The sequence below is a fragment of the Pseudidiomarina atlantica genome, assembly GCF_000753735.1.
In the GTDB taxonomy this organism is placed as follows: Bacteria; Pseudomonadota; Gammaproteobacteria; order Enterobacterales; family Alteromonadaceae; genus Pseudidiomarina; species Pseudidiomarina atlantica.
The window spans coordinates 16,782-32,857 of record NZ_JPIN01000009.1; the positions used below are offsets into that span (position 1 = coordinate 16,782).

The 16,076-nt window shown below is 50.3% G+C and carries 13 protein-coding genes; 3 read left to right on the forward strand and 10 right to left on the reverse strand.

What is annotated here, in order from left to right:
• Nucleotides 1-2,391 carry a VolA/Pla-1 family phospholipase gene (locus IDAT_RS09510; protein WP_034733197.1) on the reverse strand — a complete coding sequence of 797 codons (2,391 nt, stop codon included), beginning with the start codon at nucleotides 2,389-2,391 and terminating at the stop codon, nucleotides 1-3.
• A 248-nt stretch (nucleotides 2,392-2,639) separates the two neighbouring features.
• Here IDAT_RS09510 and IDAT_RS09515 point away from each other — a divergent pair, with 248 nt between their 5' ends.
• The 3 genes from IDAT_RS09515 to IDAT_RS09525 all read left to right on the forward strand — a co-directional run bounded on the left by IDAT_RS09515 (nucleotide 2,640) and on the right by IDAT_RS09525 (nucleotide 6,701).
• A complete protein-coding gene (locus tag IDAT_RS09515) occupies nucleotides 2,640-3,374 on the forward strand; it encodes a YciK family oxidoreductase (RefSeq protein ID WP_034733199.1) in 735 nt (244 codons plus the stop codon).
• Between the two features lie 19 nt (nucleotides 3,375-3,393).
• Nucleotides 3,394-5,610 (forward strand): heavy metal translocating P-type ATPase, encoded by a 2,217-nt coding sequence (locus IDAT_RS09520; RefSeq protein ID WP_034733200.1) that lies wholly within the window; start codon nucleotides 3,394-3,396, stop codon nucleotides 5,608-5,610.
• A 68-nt stretch (nucleotides 5,611-5,678) separates the two neighbouring features.
• The gene (locus tag IDAT_RS09525) at nucleotides 5,679-6,701 is read left to right on the forward strand and encodes a WD40/YVTN/BNR-like repeat-containing protein (RefSeq protein ID WP_034733201.1); all 1,023 of its coding nucleotides are present in this window, start codon (nucleotides 5,679-5,681) and stop codon (nucleotides 6,699-6,701) included.
• Here IDAT_RS09525 and IDAT_RS09530 read toward each other — a convergent pair.
• From IDAT_RS09530 to IDAT_RS09570, 9 genes are read right to left on the reverse strand one after another with little or no spacing between them, the layout of a single operon-like run.
• A complete protein-coding gene (locus IDAT_RS09530) occupies nucleotides 6,661-8,772 on the reverse strand; it encodes an aminotransferase class V-fold PLP-dependent enzyme (RefSeq protein WP_034733202.1) in 2,112 nt (703 codons plus the stop codon). The two genes, IDAT_RS09525 and IDAT_RS09530, sit on opposite strands and share 41 nt — an antisense overlap.
• A gap of 9 nt (nucleotides 8,773-8,781) precedes the next feature.
• The gene (gene nqrM, locus IDAT_RS09535; protein WP_034733203.1) at nucleotides 8,782-8,994 is read right to left on the reverse strand and encodes a (Na+)-NQR maturation NqrM; all 213 of its coding nucleotides are present in this window, start codon (nucleotides 8,992-8,994) and stop codon (nucleotides 8,782-8,784) included.
• A gap of 14 nt (nucleotides 8,995-9,008) precedes the next feature.
• Complete coding sequence (locus IDAT_RS09540; protein WP_244441634.1) at nucleotides 9,009-10,025, reverse strand: FAD:protein FMN transferase; 1,017 nt, start codon at nucleotides 10,023-10,025, stop codon at nucleotides 9,009-9,011.
• Between the two features lie 5 nt (nucleotides 10,026-10,030).
• Nucleotides 10,031-11,257, reverse strand: coding sequence for an NADH:ubiquinone reductase (Na(+)-transporting) subunit F (gene nqrF / locus IDAT_RS09545; RefSeq protein WP_156099513.1), 1,227 nt, complete (start codon nucleotides 11,255-11,257; stop codon nucleotides 10,031-10,033).
• Between the two features lie 57 nt (nucleotides 11,258-11,314).
• Nucleotides 11,315-11,923 (reverse strand): NADH:ubiquinone reductase (Na(+)-transporting) subunit E, encoded by a 609-nt coding sequence (gene nqrE / locus IDAT_RS09550; RefSeq protein ID WP_034733206.1) that lies wholly within the window; start codon nucleotides 11,921-11,923, stop codon nucleotides 11,315-11,317.
• A gap of 10 nt (nucleotides 11,924-11,933) precedes the next feature.
• Nucleotides 11,934-12,569, reverse strand: a complete 636-nt coding sequence (locus IDAT_RS09555; protein WP_034733208.1) for an NADH:ubiquinone reductase (Na(+)-transporting) subunit D — start codon at nucleotides 12,567-12,569, stop codon at nucleotides 11,934-11,936.
• Nucleotides 12,562-13,350 (reverse strand): Na(+)-translocating NADH-quinone reductase subunit C, encoded by a 789-nt coding sequence (locus IDAT_RS09560; protein WP_034733211.1) that lies wholly within the window; start codon nucleotides 13,348-13,350, stop codon nucleotides 12,562-12,564. The genes IDAT_RS09555 and IDAT_RS09560 overlap by 8 nt, the downstream gene beginning before the upstream one ends.
• On the reverse strand, nucleotides 13,343-14,539 hold the full coding sequence (locus IDAT_RS09565) for an NADH:ubiquinone reductase (Na(+)-transporting) subunit B (protein ID WP_034733213.1): 1,197 nt from the start codon (nucleotides 14,537-14,539) through the stop codon (nucleotides 13,343-13,345). Before IDAT_RS09565 ends, IDAT_RS09560 begins: the two co-directional genes overlap by 8 nt.
• Nucleotides 14,540-14,541: 2 nt before the next feature.
• Nucleotides 14,542-15,882, reverse strand: a complete 1,341-nt coding sequence (locus IDAT_RS09570; RefSeq protein ID WP_034733215.1) for a Na(+)-translocating NADH-quinone reductase subunit A — start codon at nucleotides 15,880-15,882, stop codon at nucleotides 14,542-14,544.
• Between the last annotated feature and the right edge of the window lie 194 nt (nucleotides 15,883-16,076).

The window sequence follows — 16,076 nt, forward strand, 5'->3', positions numbered from 1 at the left end:
TTATTGCTGAATCACTGCAGGGTTGCTAATTGGAATTGCGGTCGCATCGGTGGTAAACCAACCTGCTGCTTGTAATTGCATTTCCATAGTTGCTGCAGCTGAGGCCGATGGGTCAACAATTGAACCATGGTCGCCCGCTATAAAGCGCACCGCACCTGAAATCGGCGTGCCATCAGTGCTCGCAGTCGTCTGCGTAATCGCAGGTAATTGCAAAGCGCTGATCAAGGCTTCGGTGCCGGCAAGAGGTTTGCCTTGTACAGTGTTTGGAATCACTTGGTCAGGCAAAACGTCAGCACCATTACCTACCACTTCGATAAGGTGAATTGGGCTTTCGTTGTTCACTGCTTGTGCCGCGAAGTTAATCGGGTCAGCTGAATCAACCACTGACTGTGCAGCAAATGCGAACTGTTCGAACACGCCGTTAATTTGCGCTTGCTCAGCCGCACTTAGGCTCGCCCAGAACTGGGTGTACACTTGCACCAATAAACCTTGGAACTGCGGCGATGTCGGTGACACACCAGCGTTCTGTGCAGCAGCATTGACTGCAGCTGCGAAGTCAGCATTTGCGGCATAAAGCAACTGACCTTTGATAACCGGACCAAATGCATTCGATGCCAACAAGAAGTTCGCAACACTTGCGCCTGGTGCCATCAAGGTACTTGCGTTAACGCTGAACAATGCTGATGCCGGAGCTAATGGGCCGCTCATCGGTTCGTTTGCTAGCGCGGTAAAACCAGTACCGGCAATCGCACCTAATGAGTGTCCAACGAAGAACACGTCTTGACCGTTCAAGTTAGCACCCTGTGCCGCGTTGAGGCTCAAGCGTAAACCTAGCAAGTCAGAAATCGACTGACGTAGGTTATCACGTGCTGTCAGTAAGCTGCCGAGGTTCATGTAGGCCGTCGCGCTACCGGTAGTTGCATTGATTGCACCAAAGCCACGGTCACCGTGCAACGGGTGGTCAATAGCTACGGTGGCAAAACCAGCCACTGCTAACGACCCAGCAATACCGAAGGCATTGGTTTTGTCACCGGTAATGCCGTGCTGGAAAATCACTACTGGCCAACCGTTTGCAGGCTCTTCAAGTGGTGCTAAGCCTTGCGCAGCACGCACCATATTCGCCATTTGTACGTTTGGCACCGTCACCACTGCAGGAATCGTTGCTTGCTGAGCAACCGCAGGAATTGGGTTGTACTTGGTGACATGGCGTTCTTCGTCAACACCAGGGAAGTCATAGCAATTATACGGCGGCAACAAGCGTGAAGGGTCTTCGAGTCCCAATGGATCGATTGCTGCAACTGGAATTAAACCCGCTTGCACGCCACCCAAAATTGATGCCGGGCTGTCGCACTGTGCGCGCCAGCGACCGCTCAATGGTGCCGTTGGATTCTCTGCGGTCGGTACTGGTGAGAAGTAAGGTAACGTCACCTGACCTTGATACAGCGACGCCGATGCGGCGGCTAAATACGCAGTGTTTTGTGGGTCAGCTTGTAACCGACCTGCCGCGACTAAAGCATCACCAACCGTCATGCCAGTTGCTTGTGCCATTAATGCCGGACCACCGCCTTGCGAGAACTGCTGTGCCATCAAGGCTTTGATCGCATTAAAGGCGTCGTTCACTGATTGTGTCGTAAAGCTTGAAGTGTAAATGATGTCTTCGCGATCAAGACCATAAGCCACTAACGCGTCTTCATGGCTGTTGATCAAACGTTGCAAGCCAACACCTGAAGCATCGCCTGATACCGGATCAGTGTCAGCGTCACGCTTCATCAAACCATAAGTTTGCGAAGGCAATACATCACGACCCATCTCGTCCTGAATGTTGCTGGTCAACACCGCAACGTAACCCGTTTTCGCTTTAAGCGGTCGTAATGGAATCACAGCAACACCATTTGGACCAGTGGCACGGACGATAAAATCAACGCCATGGGTGAGTTCACCGACAACTGCACAGGTCGCTGCAGGGCTTGCTGCCGCACAGTCAGGGCTGACCGCAGTACCACCCATAATAGTTTCGAAGACGCGCACACTGCCGGCAGCTTCAAGTGAAGCGGCAGTCACGCCAATCTGGTTGCCATTCTCATCGACAGGCAACGAGAAGCTGAAAGTTAAAGTTGAGTGTGTACCCCAGCCATCAAGACCGTTTAATGCAACCTGCGGGTCAGCATTATCTGTTGGATCGGCTACCGGAATATTTAAGGTACCGTCGACACTACCACTTAACAGAATATTTGAAGGCACAGGCACTGCGCCGCCACTTGGATCAAATACGACCCGTGTCGCATTCACTTGATAATCTTGCGTTGCTGTTGGTGGCGCTTCGTCACCGCTGCCACAGCCGACGAGGGTAAGAGCGCTACTAATCGCCGTTACGAGCAAAAGTTTTTTCATGAGGCTTCCCCAATCCTTGTTCGTGTTGTTATGTTTGGCGCACCTTTCTGATGCTTATATTGTTCTTGCCTATCATCGCCTTTTCTAACTGGTAGGACAAGACACGCACTTAACAAAATTTTATACACCGCTGCGGCTCGGTTTGAAAGTACTTTTCAAGAAATTCTCGTCACAAGCTGAGAATCTGAGCAAAAACCAGTAAACTAGCGGCATTATTAACTAGCTAGTGTAAGCCGAAAATGGAACAGATGCATAACGACGTAAAAAATTATGATTTAAGTGGCAAGGTAATACTGGTCACAGGCGCCGGCGATGGCATTGGCAAGCAAGCAGCTCTGACGTTCGCCGCTGCTGGCGCCACCGTTATCTTGCTGGGACGCACCGTCAGCAAGTTAGAACACACCTATGATGAAATCATTGCCGCCGGTGGTCCAGAACCTGCTATTGTCCCTCTCGACATGAAAGGTGCAACGAAAACCCACTATCAAGGTCTGTGTGCAACCATTGAAGAACAATTCGGACGCCTTGACGGTTTGTTGCAAAATGCCAGTTTATTAGGTGTTTTATCGCCGTTTGAGCACATTGACCACGACAGTTGGAACGACATCATGCAAGTGAATGTCACCGCGCAGTTTATGATGACCCAAGCCCTTATGCCGGCACTTAAAAAAGCGCCCCATGCCAGTATTGTCTTCACCTCTTCAGGTGTTGGCCGTAAAGGTCGAGCATTTTGGGGCCCTTACGCCGTCAGTAAATTCGCCACCGAAGGTCTCGCACAAGTTATGGCTGACGAATACGAAGGTTCAAATGTTCGTGTGAACGTCATTAATCCAGGCGCAACGCGCACCACCATGCGCTCCAAAGCCTATCCGGGCGAAGATCCGATGAAGTTGAAGACGCCGGCAGATCTGATGCCAACCTATTTATACTTGATGAGCGATGACAGCATCGCTATCACTGGTCAGTCACTTGACGCACAGTAACTGCTAAGGAGCCCTCGCCATGACGCAAAAAACAATCCAGTTACAATTAGCCGGAATGAGTTGCGCAGGGTGCGCTCGCAGCATTGAAAAAGCCCTTAACGCGGTTGACGGTGTGGCCTCGGTTAACGTCAATTTTGCTTCGGAGATTGCTACCGTTGAGGGCAGTAAGCTTGACTCTGCTCAGCTGGTTCACGCGGTCAAACAAGCCGGTTACGACGCTAGTGTGGTCAATCATGACGAACCCAACGATGACCCACGCGATCAGGCACAGCAGCTGCAGTTGTACAAATTTATTGCCGCGGCAGTGCTGTCGCTACCACTGCTCTATACCATGTTTGGTCATTTTAGCTGGACCCGCGCGGTGCCGGTACCCGATGTGTTGATGGCGCCATGGTTACAATTGCTCTTAGCTACGCCAGTACAATTCATTATTGGCTGGCAATTCTACCGTGGCAGCTACCATGCCTTGCGTGGCGGTGCCGCCAATATGGATGTACTGGTGGCACTGGGCACTTCGGCCGCTTATTTTTACAGTATCTATTTGGCTTGGTTCGCCGCTGATTATCACCCACATGAAGGACTCTATTTTGAGACCAGTGCGGTGCTCATTACGCTGATTCTCTTGGGTAAGTGGTTTGAAGCGCGCGCTAAAGGACGTTCCTCGACAGCGATTCGACAATTGTTGGAGTTGCAACCGCAACAGGCACTGGTCGAACTTGACGACGACACCACCCAAACCGTAGCTGTCGCCGAGCTCACTGTGGGCACTATTGTGCAAGTGAAGCCGGGACAGCAAATACCTGTCGACGGTGAAGTCATCAGTGGACAGTCAGCGGTCGATGAATCCATGCTCACCGGGGAGAGCATGCCGGTAAGTAAGCAAAGTGGCGACAAAGTCATCGGTGGCACACTGAATAGCACTGGCTTTTTACGCATTAAAGTGGCACACACCGGTAAAGACACCGCTTTAGCGAAGATTGTCGCCGTGGTCGAGCAAGCACAAGCCTCCAAGGCGCCAATTCAGCGGCTAGCCGACCGGGTAGCGGGCATCTTTGTGCCCGTCGTATTAGTGATTGCTGCCCTCACCTTAGTTACTTGGTATTTTTGGCTAGCGCCTGCCGATTGGCGACAAGCCTTTGAGGCCACCGTAGCCGTTTTGGTCATCGCTTGTCCTTGTGCGTTGGGTCTCGCGACCCCTACTTCCATTATGGCGGGTTCCGGTCGCGCTGCGCAGCTTGGCGTGCTCTTCAAGCGCAGCGATGTACTCGAACTCACCCAACAGGTCGATACCATCGTTTTCGATAAAACCGGCACCCTTACCGAGGGTAAACCCAAACTCACTGAATTCGAATTGCTGAGCCAGGTCTATCAGCAAGCCGAAGTTGCGGCACTGGTCTTAAGTATCGAGCAACAATCAGAGCATCCGCTCGCCGCAGCGCTGGTCGAAGGCATGCGTGCCCATACCGAAAGCACGCAAAGCATTACCGACTTCAATGCTGAACAAGGTAAAGGCGTGGTCGCAACTGCACAACTGCACGATACGCAGCAAACGGTTGCCCTTGGTAATCAAGCCTTGATGCAGCAACTCGGCGTTACCATCAATGAAAATGTCATTGCACGCACTGAAGAACTGCAACACGCCGGTAAAACCGTCATGTTGATCGCAGTAAGTGGTGAGCTCGTGGCCTTAGTCGCGGTTGCCGATACCCTGCGTAGCACCACTAAAACAGCGCTTGAGCGTTTGCGTCAACGCGGACTCAAGCTCGTTATGCTTACCGGCGATAACGCGCGCACCGCTGCCAGCATCGCCAATGAGCTCGGCATTGACGAAGTCATCGCTGATGTACTCCCCACCGCCAAAGCTGACCAAATCAAGCAACTGCAGCAACAAGGTCGCAAAGTTGCTATGGTCGGTGATGGTGTCAACGATGCACCGGCCTTGGCGACCGCAGATATCGGGGTAGCGATGGGAACGGGCACCGACGTTGCCATCGAAGCCGCTGATATCGCCCTTATGCGCGCCGATTTGGGCAGTTTGGTGGATGCGATCGAAATGAGCGAACTTACCGTAAAAAACATACGACAAAACTTATTCTGGGCGTTCGCATACAACACCCTCGGAATCCCCATTGCAGCCTCTGGACTCCTCGCACCTTGGCTTGCTGGGGGTGCCATGGCGCTAAGTTCGGTGTCCGTAGTGTTGAATGCCCTGCGGTTGCAGCGCGCGAAGCGTTAACGATAAGCGTTGTCGGTATCAAAACAATGGTTTATCGTAGGTAAAGATTCGACAACGGTGAGAAGAAAATGGTGTTAACGAGCGTGGTACTAAGTGCACTGTTAAATACCAGTGCGCTGCAGGTTGAACCTTTGGCGATTCGTCCAGACATCGACTGGATCGGCGTCAGCACGCCCAATACCGATGTGATTTGGGTCAGTGGCACTAAAGCAACCATCGCTCGTAGTATCGATGGCGGCAAAACGTGGCAATACAGCACGCCCACCAAAACAGAGCTTGAATTCCGCGACATCGAAGCACTTGATGCCCAACACGCCTATGCACTGAGTGTGGGTAATGGTGGCGATTCGCGAATCTACTACACCAATAATGGCGGCGCCAGCTGGCAAATGCGCATGCGCGCTGCCGGGAATCAGTTTCTTAACTGCCTAGCGGTAGCGCCACGCAGTAACGAAGCATGGGTCTACGGCGACAGCATCGATGGCAGTTGGGATTCGATGCGCAGCGCCGACGGTCGCAACTGGATACCATCCCGTAACGCTATTACCGGTACCCCTCTTGATGGCGAGGGCGGCCTTGCTGCGAGTGGTGCATGTGTGCGCTACAACAACGGTATATGGGCGATGGGCACGGCCAATGCCAGTACCGCACGTTTGCTGATTAAAGGCGAGTTCGGTATCCGCTTTCGCGCTATCGATACCCCTATCGCTGCGGGTCCTATGGCAGGTATCGCCAGTGTCTGGCCCTTTAGCGAAAAACATGTGCTGCTCGCCGGCGGTGATCTCAACAATCCAGAGCGCGAGCCACGTCTGGTAGAAATGCGTAATAGTAAATTTACCGAATTGGCTTCGCCGCCTATCGCCGGCGCATTATATAGTCTAAGTGTTACCGATAGCGGTGGCTTGATTGTCACTAACCCGAATGGCGCCGCGTGGTTACCCAATACTCAAAGCACCGATTGGCAACTACTGAGCGAAGAGAATATTTGGAATAGTAGTTGCGCGGGAGAATACTGCTACTTAGTCGGAAAAAAAGGCTTTGTTGGCAAGCTTAGCTTGCCAACAGCGCCATCCCGCCAGCCAAATGACTGACGTTACAAAAGCCGAACCGGCTCAGTACTTGGGCCGCAACTGCGCTGCGGTTGCCTGAACGACATAAGCACACAATTGGGCGATCTTTATATTCAGCACGGTGGTCATAAATAAACTGCACCAGCCGTGTAAGTGGCACGTTGACCACTTGCGCTGGCAACTCTAACGGCGTCACTTGATGTTCTTGTTGCTCTCGCACATCGAGCACCAAGGTTTCTGGGCGACGCAACCACTGCTGCTGTTGTTCAGGCGCAATGTCGACCAAAGCACAGCCACAGTCTTGTTGATTCAATTCGTGTAACTGCGTTGCAATTGCAAAGTTCTCGTCCCATTTGCGGCAAATTAAGGTCTGCTCGCCAACGGCTTGATTGAGGAGTGTCGGCGCTTCTTGCTCACCCACAAAAGCAAAATCCACATGTGCCTGGGCACTGGGTGAGATCGGCGAACTAAGCAAGTAAATCGGCTGCCGTGTTCCTACACGATAAAGACGACGATTACCGACCAGTAAGCAACCTTCCGGTGGCAAGTTACAATCTTCTGGAATAGTGCAATCGGCCTGCGCATGACGCGGCCAACCCACATTATCGCGCTCGGCATCACAGCCACTGGCGCAGACTAGTTGTGCTAACATCGCGGCGGTGCTATTTGCGCTTTGCGGTTCGGTTGTGACCACCGCTTTAACGCGATAGTGCTGGCACTCTACCAACTTCTCAATCCGCTCTGACAGTTGCGCAACGGGATCAATCACCACAAGTTCTCGTGCCGCGCGATCGATGATCAAATAGCAACACTGTGCGTCAAAACGTAACTGCACAACGCCATCGAGTTCACTGTCGAAATCTTCGTTGGTATCGCTGAGCAACAAACAAGAGTGCCACAACGCTTGCGCCGCTTCTTTGATACGCTGACAGGCAGCATCGATGGTGGCTTGCTCGGTCGCTGGACCAAAAGATAAACGAATTGCCGACTGCGAACGCCAATCCGCTAGTCCCATGGCATCCAATACAAAACTGCGGGTAACTTTTGAGCTACAGGCTGAGCCTGAGCTAACACGAATATTGGCAGCGTCAAAAACATCCATAATATCGCGCGATGGCACGCCGCGAACGGAAAAGTTAAGCGTAGTCGGTACCGAGTATTCAAACGCGTGATTCAATTCCAAAGTTGGAAATGCGGTGCGTAATGCACCTAATAGCTGCTCGCGATAGCCATTTAACTTCGCTACCGGTTTAAACACTTGCTGTTCGGTGTCGAGCAATAGCTCAAACAAAGTGTGCAAAGCGGCGATTCCGGGCAGATTCTCAGTGCCTGAGCGTAACCCCTGCTCTTGCCCACCACCGATAATCAAGGGTGTAAACGGCGCATGCTCGCGTACATACAAAAAGCCGATGCCCTTAGGACCATAAAGTTTGTGCCCGCTAAATGGCGCATAATCAATGGTGGTCGCAGCCAAGTTCAGCTGCCCTTTACCGAGCATTTGCACGCAATCAACCATCCACGGTACCTGCGATCCGTGCTGGCGAATCACTCGCTCAAGGGTGGCGAGATCTTGTCGGACACCGGTCTCGTTATTCACTGCCATAGTGCAGATCATCAAAGCGTGCGGAAGGTATTCAGTAATGAAATCCAGATCTAGCAAACCATTACCGTCAACCGGAATAGCTTTGAGCTCAGCGCCAATCCCCAGCAATTCATTCCAATGGGCCAGCGCCTGCGGTACTGCTTTATGCTCGGTGGCACCATACAACAAAACTTTCCCTACGGTGGCATGGCCTTGCTTGCGTGCATGACTTAAAGCCGACAGTACGGCAGTTTGAATGCCCTCAGTGGCGCCACTAGTAAACACCAAATGACCGCGCCCAGCACCGATGACTTCACGCCCTAAACGGCGCGTGTTATCTAGAATGTACCGTGCCTGTAGTCCGGTAATATGACTACTACTTGGATTACCAAACACCCGCTCCATGGTATGCGAAACCGCTTGTGCGATTTCCGGTAAGACTGGTGTTGTGGCGTTACAATCTAGATAAATTTCATCGGACTTTGGCCGAATATGTATTGGAGTTACCATGATCCCTGCTTAATGAATTCGATTTTTTTGCCATTCTTGTTCTTTTGCCATGCGCTCTTTTTTATCGTCACATGGTTCATCGCAGTCGCAGGCTTTATCCATGCCCAGCGCGGAAATACCGCCACAACTGCCAGAAATCGATTTCTTTTGCACGATAAACCCAACCGACATGGCTAACACCACCACTAAAAAGATGGCAAATACTAATAAAAATAACCCCATGCGGACCTCCTGAGTTACTGCAAATAAGGTTGAAACGCTGTACTAGTGTACTCTTTAAACGCGTCGTTTTCACGTGTAATGAGCATCACCGCAAGGCCTTTTTGTTCCGCGAATGTCAGCGCTTGCTCAGGCCCCATCACCGTCAATGCGGTCGCATAAGCGTCGGCATCCATACAGTTGTCAGTAATAACTGTCACCGATACCAAGTTATGTTGAATCGGTTTGCCAGTGCGCGGATCGATAATATGCGAATAACGCTGCCCGTCTTCTTCGAAGTAATTGCGATAATCCCCAGAGGTGGCAATTGCAGCATTGTTTATCTCTACGATACGTTGCGCAGCGCGCTGGGTCGCATCAGGCTTTTCTATCGCAATCCGCCAAGGTTGGTTCCCTGGTTTGCTGCCCTTGATTCGCATCTCGCCGCCAATTTCGACCAGATAATTCTGAATTTCCATTTGCTCTAACAAGCGTGCCACGCGGTCCACCGCATAGCCCTTAGCAATCGTTGATAAATCAACATAAAGCTCAGGAATGCTCTTTTGCAATTGGTGATTTTCAACGGTTAAATGCCGATAGCCTGTCATCTTCATAGCCGCTTCGAGCTCAACTGCGGTCGGCACCGATTCTGGGCGTTGTTGTGGACCAAAGCTCCACAAATTCACTAGTGGACCTACCGTCACATCAAGTAAACCATCGGTTTCTTCGGCAATCGCCAACGCACGGGCTACCACGTTCTCGAGCGAGCGCGACACCACCACAGGCTCGGTTGTCAATTTGCTGTTAAAGCGAGACAGTTCCGATTGCGGATCATAAGTAGACATTTGACTGTTGATTTGCGCTAACAAGCCATCCACTCGCTCCTGCAGTTGCTCGCTATCATGGCGAGGATCAGCAGTTACATAGCGAATATGATAGGTCGTCCCCATGGTATCGCCCTGAACAGATAGCTGCTGCGGCGCATGGGTGCATGAAACGAAAAAGGCTAGCCCCACTAGGGCTAGCCAAACAAAACGTAATGATGAGAAGGTCACCTTACTTATCCACCAAAGTCGTCCAACATGATGTTTTCGTCTTCTACGCCCAAGTCTTTGAGCATGTTGATCACAGCGGCGTTCATGACCGGCGGACCACACATGTAGAATTCGCAATCTTCTGGCGCTTCATGGTCTTTCAGATAGCGCTCATAAAGCACGTTGTGAATAAAGCCAGTATCGCCATCCCAATCGTCTTCAGGTTGCGGATCTGACAATGCCACGTGCCATTCAAAGTTCTCATTTTCACGTTGCAACATATCGAAGTCTTCAACGTAGAACATTTCTTTCTTCGAACGTGCACCGTACCAGAAGCTGATCTTGCGCTTCGAGTGCAAGCGACGCAACTGATCGAAAATGTGTGAACGCATTGGCGCCATACCAGCACCACCACCAATAAACACCATTTCCGCGTCAGTATCTTTGGCAAAGAATTCACCGAACGGGCCTGAAATGGTGACTTTATCACCCGGTTTCAAACTAAAGATGTACGATGACATTTTGCCTGGTGGCAGGCTCAAGTTGTTTGGCGGCGGTGTTGCTGCACGCACGTTCAACATAATAATGCCTTTTTCATCTGGGTAGTTCGCCATTGAGTAGGCGCGAACCGTTTCATCATCAACTTTAGACTCGAGATCTAAGAAGCCGAAACGCTCCCAGTCACCACGGAATTTCTCAGCAATATCAAAATCTTTGTATTTGATATGGTGCGGTGGCGCTTCAATCTGAATATAACCACCGGCACGGAAAGGTACTTCTTCGCCTTCAGGCAACTGCACTACGAACTCTTTGATAAAGGTCGCAACGTTGTCATTCGACTTAACAGTACAATCCCATTTACGAATACCGAATACCTCTTCTGGCAATTCGATTTTCATGTTTTGCTTCACGTTTACCTGGCATGACAAACGCACACCTTCACGTGCTTCTTTCTTGTTAATGTGGTCTTTTTCAGTTGGCAGGATATCACCGCCACCTTCTAATACCTTAACGGTACACTGACCACATGAACCACCACCACCACATGCTGATGATACGAAAATACCAGCGTTTGCCAGCGCGCCTAGCAGCTTACCGCCAGGTTGCGTGGTGATTTTTTTATCTTCATCGTCGTTGATCAAAATCTCGACATCACCCTGAGGGACTAATTTTGATTTTGCGAACATAATGACCGCAACCAAAATCAGTACAATCACGGTAAACATGCCTACGCCAAGCGCTATTAACGTCAAATCTTGCCCTTGCATCGACTTTTACCTCTTAATTTAGCGTTACTTGTTGCGTTGTCATTATAGGGATACGCCAGAGAATGACATAAAGCCCAAACCAATCAGACCTACGGCCATGAAGGTGATACCGAGACCACGCAAACCATCCGGCACATCTGAGTATTTCATTTTTTCACGCACTGCTGCCAAAGCAACAATTGCGAGCGCCCAACCAACACCGCCACCGATACCGTAAACGATACTCTCAGTGAAGTTGTAGTCACGCTCAACCATGAAGGATACACCACCGAAAATTGCGCAGTTCACCGTAATCAATGGTAAGAAAATACCCAATGCGTTGTACAACGCAGGCACGTATTTATCGAGCGCCATTTCGAGGATCTGAACCAGAGCCGCAATAACACCGATAAAGGTTAAGAAACGCAAAAAGCTTAAGTCGGCATCTGGAAAGCCAGCCCAACCCAACGCACCCGGAGCCAAGATGTTGTGGTAAACCAAGTTATTCACTGGTACCGAGATGCCCAGTACCACGATAACCGCAACACCTAGACCAAAAGCAGTGCTCACTTTTTTCGATACTGCCAAGAACGTACACATCCCCAAGAAAAACGAGAGGGCGAGGTTCTCAACGAACACCGATTTAATAAATAAACTGATATATGCTTCCATGATCGGCCCCTTAATCCTTCGGTTCTACTTGTTCAGGACGGAAGGTACGCAGTACCCAGATAAACCCGCCAATGATGAAGAATGCGCTTGGTGGCAGAACCAACAAGCCGATCGGTTGATACCAACCGCCTTCAGAAGCGAGTTGTAAGATCTGATAACCAAACAAGCTACCTGAACCAAAGAGTTCCCGGATGAAACCGACGGTCAACAGCACTACTGAGTAGCCTAAACCGTTACCGATACCGTCAAGGAACGACAAGCCCGGAGGACTCTTCATCGCAAACGCTTCGGCACGACCCATCACGATACAGTTGGTAATAATCAAACCAACGAACACCGAGAGTTCTTTCGCGATGCTGTACGCATAGGCACGCAAAACTTGGTCTACAACGATTACCAAACTGGCGATGATGGTCATCTGCACGATGATCCGAACGCTAGATGGAATGTGATTCCGAATCAAAGAGATAAACAGGTTCGAAAAGGCGGTTACCAAGGTAAGTGCGATACACATTACCACGGTGTTTTCCATTTTCGAGGTCACTGCCAATGCCGAACAAATACCAAGGATTTGCAGGGCAATCGGGTTATTCGCGAAAATCGGTCCAAACAGGACTTCTTTCATTTCTTTTGCGCTGCTAGCCATTGTTCAGCTCCCCCTTGCGAATTTTGTCTAATAATGGACCATAGGCCTTATCGCTGAACCAGTAGGCAACGAGATTATCGACCCCGTTACTGGTTAAGGTCGCACCTGAAAGTGCATCAATATCGTGATTCTCTTGTGACGGGTTCTTCATAATGTCGAGCTCGATTGAAGCGTGCTCGTCACCATAAATTTCTTTACCCTGCCACTGTGCAACCCATTTTGGATTCTGGATTTCACCACCGAGTCCAGGTGTTTCGCTGTGTTCATAAAAGTTGATGCCCTTCACTGTGTTCATGTCTGACTCAAGTGCGAGCAATCCATACATGGTGCCCCACAAGCCATAACCACGAACGTAAAGAACAGCTGTTGCGAGTTCACCGTCGGCACCCTTGATCAGATACACCTTAGTGACGTTCTCACGCGTACCAATGCCGGCAATATCTGCAGATTTTTCCAGCTTAGTGCTCCACTCCGGCTTGTTCGCCGCAGCAATCGGGTCATAAGCAACTGGATCTTGACCGTTGGCACTGTCAACAACTTCTAAGGTGTCCAAGTTAACCAGTTTAGTCTCAACCCGCTCGTTGAAAACGGCAACTACGTCGGTATCTGCTTCCAATAAACCTGCTGCATCCAACACGTTACGCTGCATATCAAGCGCTGCATTTTTCTGCTGAATCGGCTTCAAGCCAACTGCCGAGCCGGAAACGACGATCGCGCACACCAAACAGAGTGCAACAACGACAAATAAAGTTTTGCCGAGTGATTCATTTTTCTTAGCCACGAGCTAACCTCCGCTTGATGTTCGCTTGTACTACAAAATGGTCAAACAATGGCGCGAACACGTTAGCAAACAAGATAGCTAACATGATGCCTTCTGGATAAGCTGGGTTTACCACCCGAATCAATACGGTCATCGCACCAATCAAGAAGCCGTAAGCAAATTTACCTTTGTTAGTAAATGATGCTGAGACTGGGTCAGTCGCCATGAACATCATACCAAAAGCAAAACCGCCTACTACAAGGTGCCAGTACCATGGCATAGCAAACATGGTATTGGTGTCACTGCCGATGGCATTGAATAATAACGATAGAGCAACCATGCCGGCGAATACACCGCCAACAATGCGCCAAGATGCGATGCGGAAGTAAATCAGTGCCAAACCACCGATGAGAATCATCAGCGTTGAAACTTCACCCATTGAACCTTGGATATTGCCAAGGAAGGCGTTCCACCACAGGTCCATATCGGCAAAGTAGTTTTCACCGATGGCAGCTTGACCAAGCAAAGTTGCGCCCGAGAAACCATCTACTGCGGTCCAAACTTTATCGCCTGAAATCTGCGCTGGAAAAGCGAAGTACAAGAACGCACGGCCGGTCAGCGCTGGGTTTAAGAAGTTACGCCCAGTACCGCCAAAGATTTCTTTACCGATAACGACACCGAAGGTAATACCTAAGGCGACCTGCCACAATGGGATAGTCGCGGGCAAGGTTAACGCAAACAGTACCGAGGTGACGAAGAAACCTTCGTTGACTTCGTGCTTACGTACGGTTGCAAATAACACTTCCCAGAAGCCGCCAACGATAAAGGTCGTAGCGTATACAGGCAGGAAGAAGCAAGCACCGTACCACATTTTGGTACCCCAACCGGCGTTGGCCATATCGCCACCAAACAGCTGGAACAAACCTACTTGCCAAACGTCCGCTAGTTCATAGCCGTTGCCCAGTGCCAAGAAGGCTTGGTTACCCACGTTGTACATGCCCCAGAACATGGCTGGGAAAGTCATCATCCAAACTAAGATCATGATGCGTTTCAGATCGACGTTATCGCGAACGTGAGTGGTTTTCTTCGTTACTTTGCCAGGGGTGTAGAGAATGGTCGCCACCGCTTCATACAGGGCATACCACTTTTCATACTTGCCACCTTTTTCAAAGTTCGGCTCAATCCGCTCAAGGTAGTTTTTTAAGCTCATGATTAGCCCTCTTTCTCAATCGTGGTCAACACGTTACGTAATACTGGACCGTACTCGTATTTGCCCGGGCAAACATAGGTACATAGCGCCAAATCTTCTTCGTCCAACTCGAGACAGCCAAGTTGCTGTGCTTCGTCGGTGTCACCAGAAAGCAGGTCACGCAGCAAGATAGTCGGCAGAATATCTAACGGCATCACGCGCTCATAGTTACCAATTGGCACCATTGCACGGTCAGAACCGTTGGTCGATGTGGTCATCGCGAACAATTTCTTCGGTGACAAATGGCCAGCGAATGCGCGGGTGATCGAGTGCTGATCCGTACCCGGTTTAATCCAGCCGAAGAGTTCTTTTTGATCACCTTCTAACAACACGCTGACTTGCATGTGGAAGCGACCTAGCCACTGGTGTGCGTCATCAACTTTATGACCATTCAACACCGAGCCTGAAATAATACGTTGCTTACCTTCGGCAAGTTCACCTTTGGTCAGCTCGACCAAGTTGGCGCCCATTTGGGTACGCAACAAACGCGGTTTATTGACGCTAGGACCACCTAGGGCAACCACACGACCGGTGTAGACTTCACCCGTGGTGAACAATTTACCGTAGGCAATAACGTCTTGATAATTAATGTGCCAAACGTGCTTTTTCATGCTCGCAGGCTGCAAGAAGTGAATATGCGTTCCGACCAAGCCAGCTGGGTGTGGGCCTTTAAAGCTCTCCAGTTGAACTTTGGCATCACCGGTCTCAACTTTAGCGTCAGCCGCCTTAGTTACGTAGACCTTGCCTTTGGTTAAGGTGGTGAGTACTTGCAAACCATCGACGAACGCTTGTTGTTGCTCGGCGATGATGACGCTCGGATCAGCTGCCAATGGATTGGTATCCATCGCGTTCACGAAAATCGCTACAGGTTCTGCATCTAGTTTTGGCGAGCGACTGAACGGACGGGTGCGTAAGGCTACCCATTGCCCTGAGTTGTTTAACTGTTCAACAACTTGTTCGCGATCTAGGTTGGCAAGCTCTTTGCTGTCGTACTTGGTGAAGGTTTCTTGCTCATCGCCATCGATTTCTATAACAACAGCTTGCAAGACACGCTTCGCACCACGTAAAACGTCTTTAACGACGCCAGCAGCAGGAGCGGTAAATTTGACGCCTGGGTTTTTCTTGTCTTCGAAAAGTACTTGGCCTTTTTTAACGCGGTCTTCAACCTTGACATGCATGGTTGGACGCATACCGACGTACTCTTCACCCAAAACGGCAACGGTGGTGATGGATTGACCATCTTCGATAGTTTGCTGGGGTGCACCCTTGATTGGGATGTCCAGCCCTTTCTTGATCGTAATCATACGCGTTTGCACTACTCGTTAGGGAAGATGAATCTTTCTCCAGCTACGTGTTTCTTGTAACTGAAACCTGATAAATCAAAGGGTTAGCGCAATAATTCCCGTAAGCCGAGCAGCTATTGCGCTGACCAAATTTTATACATAGTCACCTAGGGCGGGCATTTTAGCACTTTTGTGCCGCAGGTTGCCACCTTAGA

Coding starts and splice junctions, on each gene's coding strand:
- IDAT_RS09510 (WP_034733197.1), bottom strand. CDS start 2,391: ATGAAAAAACTTTTGCTCGTAACGGCGATTAGTAGCGCTCTTACCCTC.
- nqrE (WP_034733206.1), bottom strand. CDS start 11,923: ATGGAAGCATATATCAGTTTATTTATTAAATCGGTGTTCGTTGAGAAC.
- nqrM (WP_034733203.1), bottom strand. CDS start 8,994: ATGGGGTTATTTTTATTAGTATTTGCCATCTTTTTAGTGGTGGTGTTA.
- IDAT_RS09555 (WP_034733208.1), bottom strand. CDS start 12,569: ATGGCTAGCAGCGCAAAAGAAATGAAAGAAGTCCTGTTTGGACCGATT.
- IDAT_RS09570 (WP_034733215.1), bottom strand. CDS start 15,882: ATGATTACGATCAAGAAAGGGCTGGACATCCCAATCAAGGGTGCACCC.
- IDAT_RS09515 (WP_034733199.1), top strand. CDS start 2,640: ATGCATAACGACGTAAAAAATTATGATTTAAGTGGCAAGGTAATACTG.
- IDAT_RS09565 (WP_034733213.1), bottom strand. CDS start 14,539: ATGAGCTTAAAAAACTACCTTGAGCGGATTGAGCCGAACTTTGAAAAA.
- IDAT_RS09520 (WP_034733200.1), top strand. CDS start 3,394: ATGACGCAAAAAACAATCCAGTTACAATTAGCCGGAATGAGTTGCGCA.
- IDAT_RS09530 (WP_034733202.1), bottom strand. CDS start 8,772: ATGGTAACTCCAATACATATTCGGCCAAAGTCCGATGAAATTTATCTA.
- IDAT_RS09525 (WP_034733201.1), top strand. CDS start 5,679: ATGGTGTTAACGAGCGTGGTACTAAGTGCACTGTTAAATACCAGTGCG.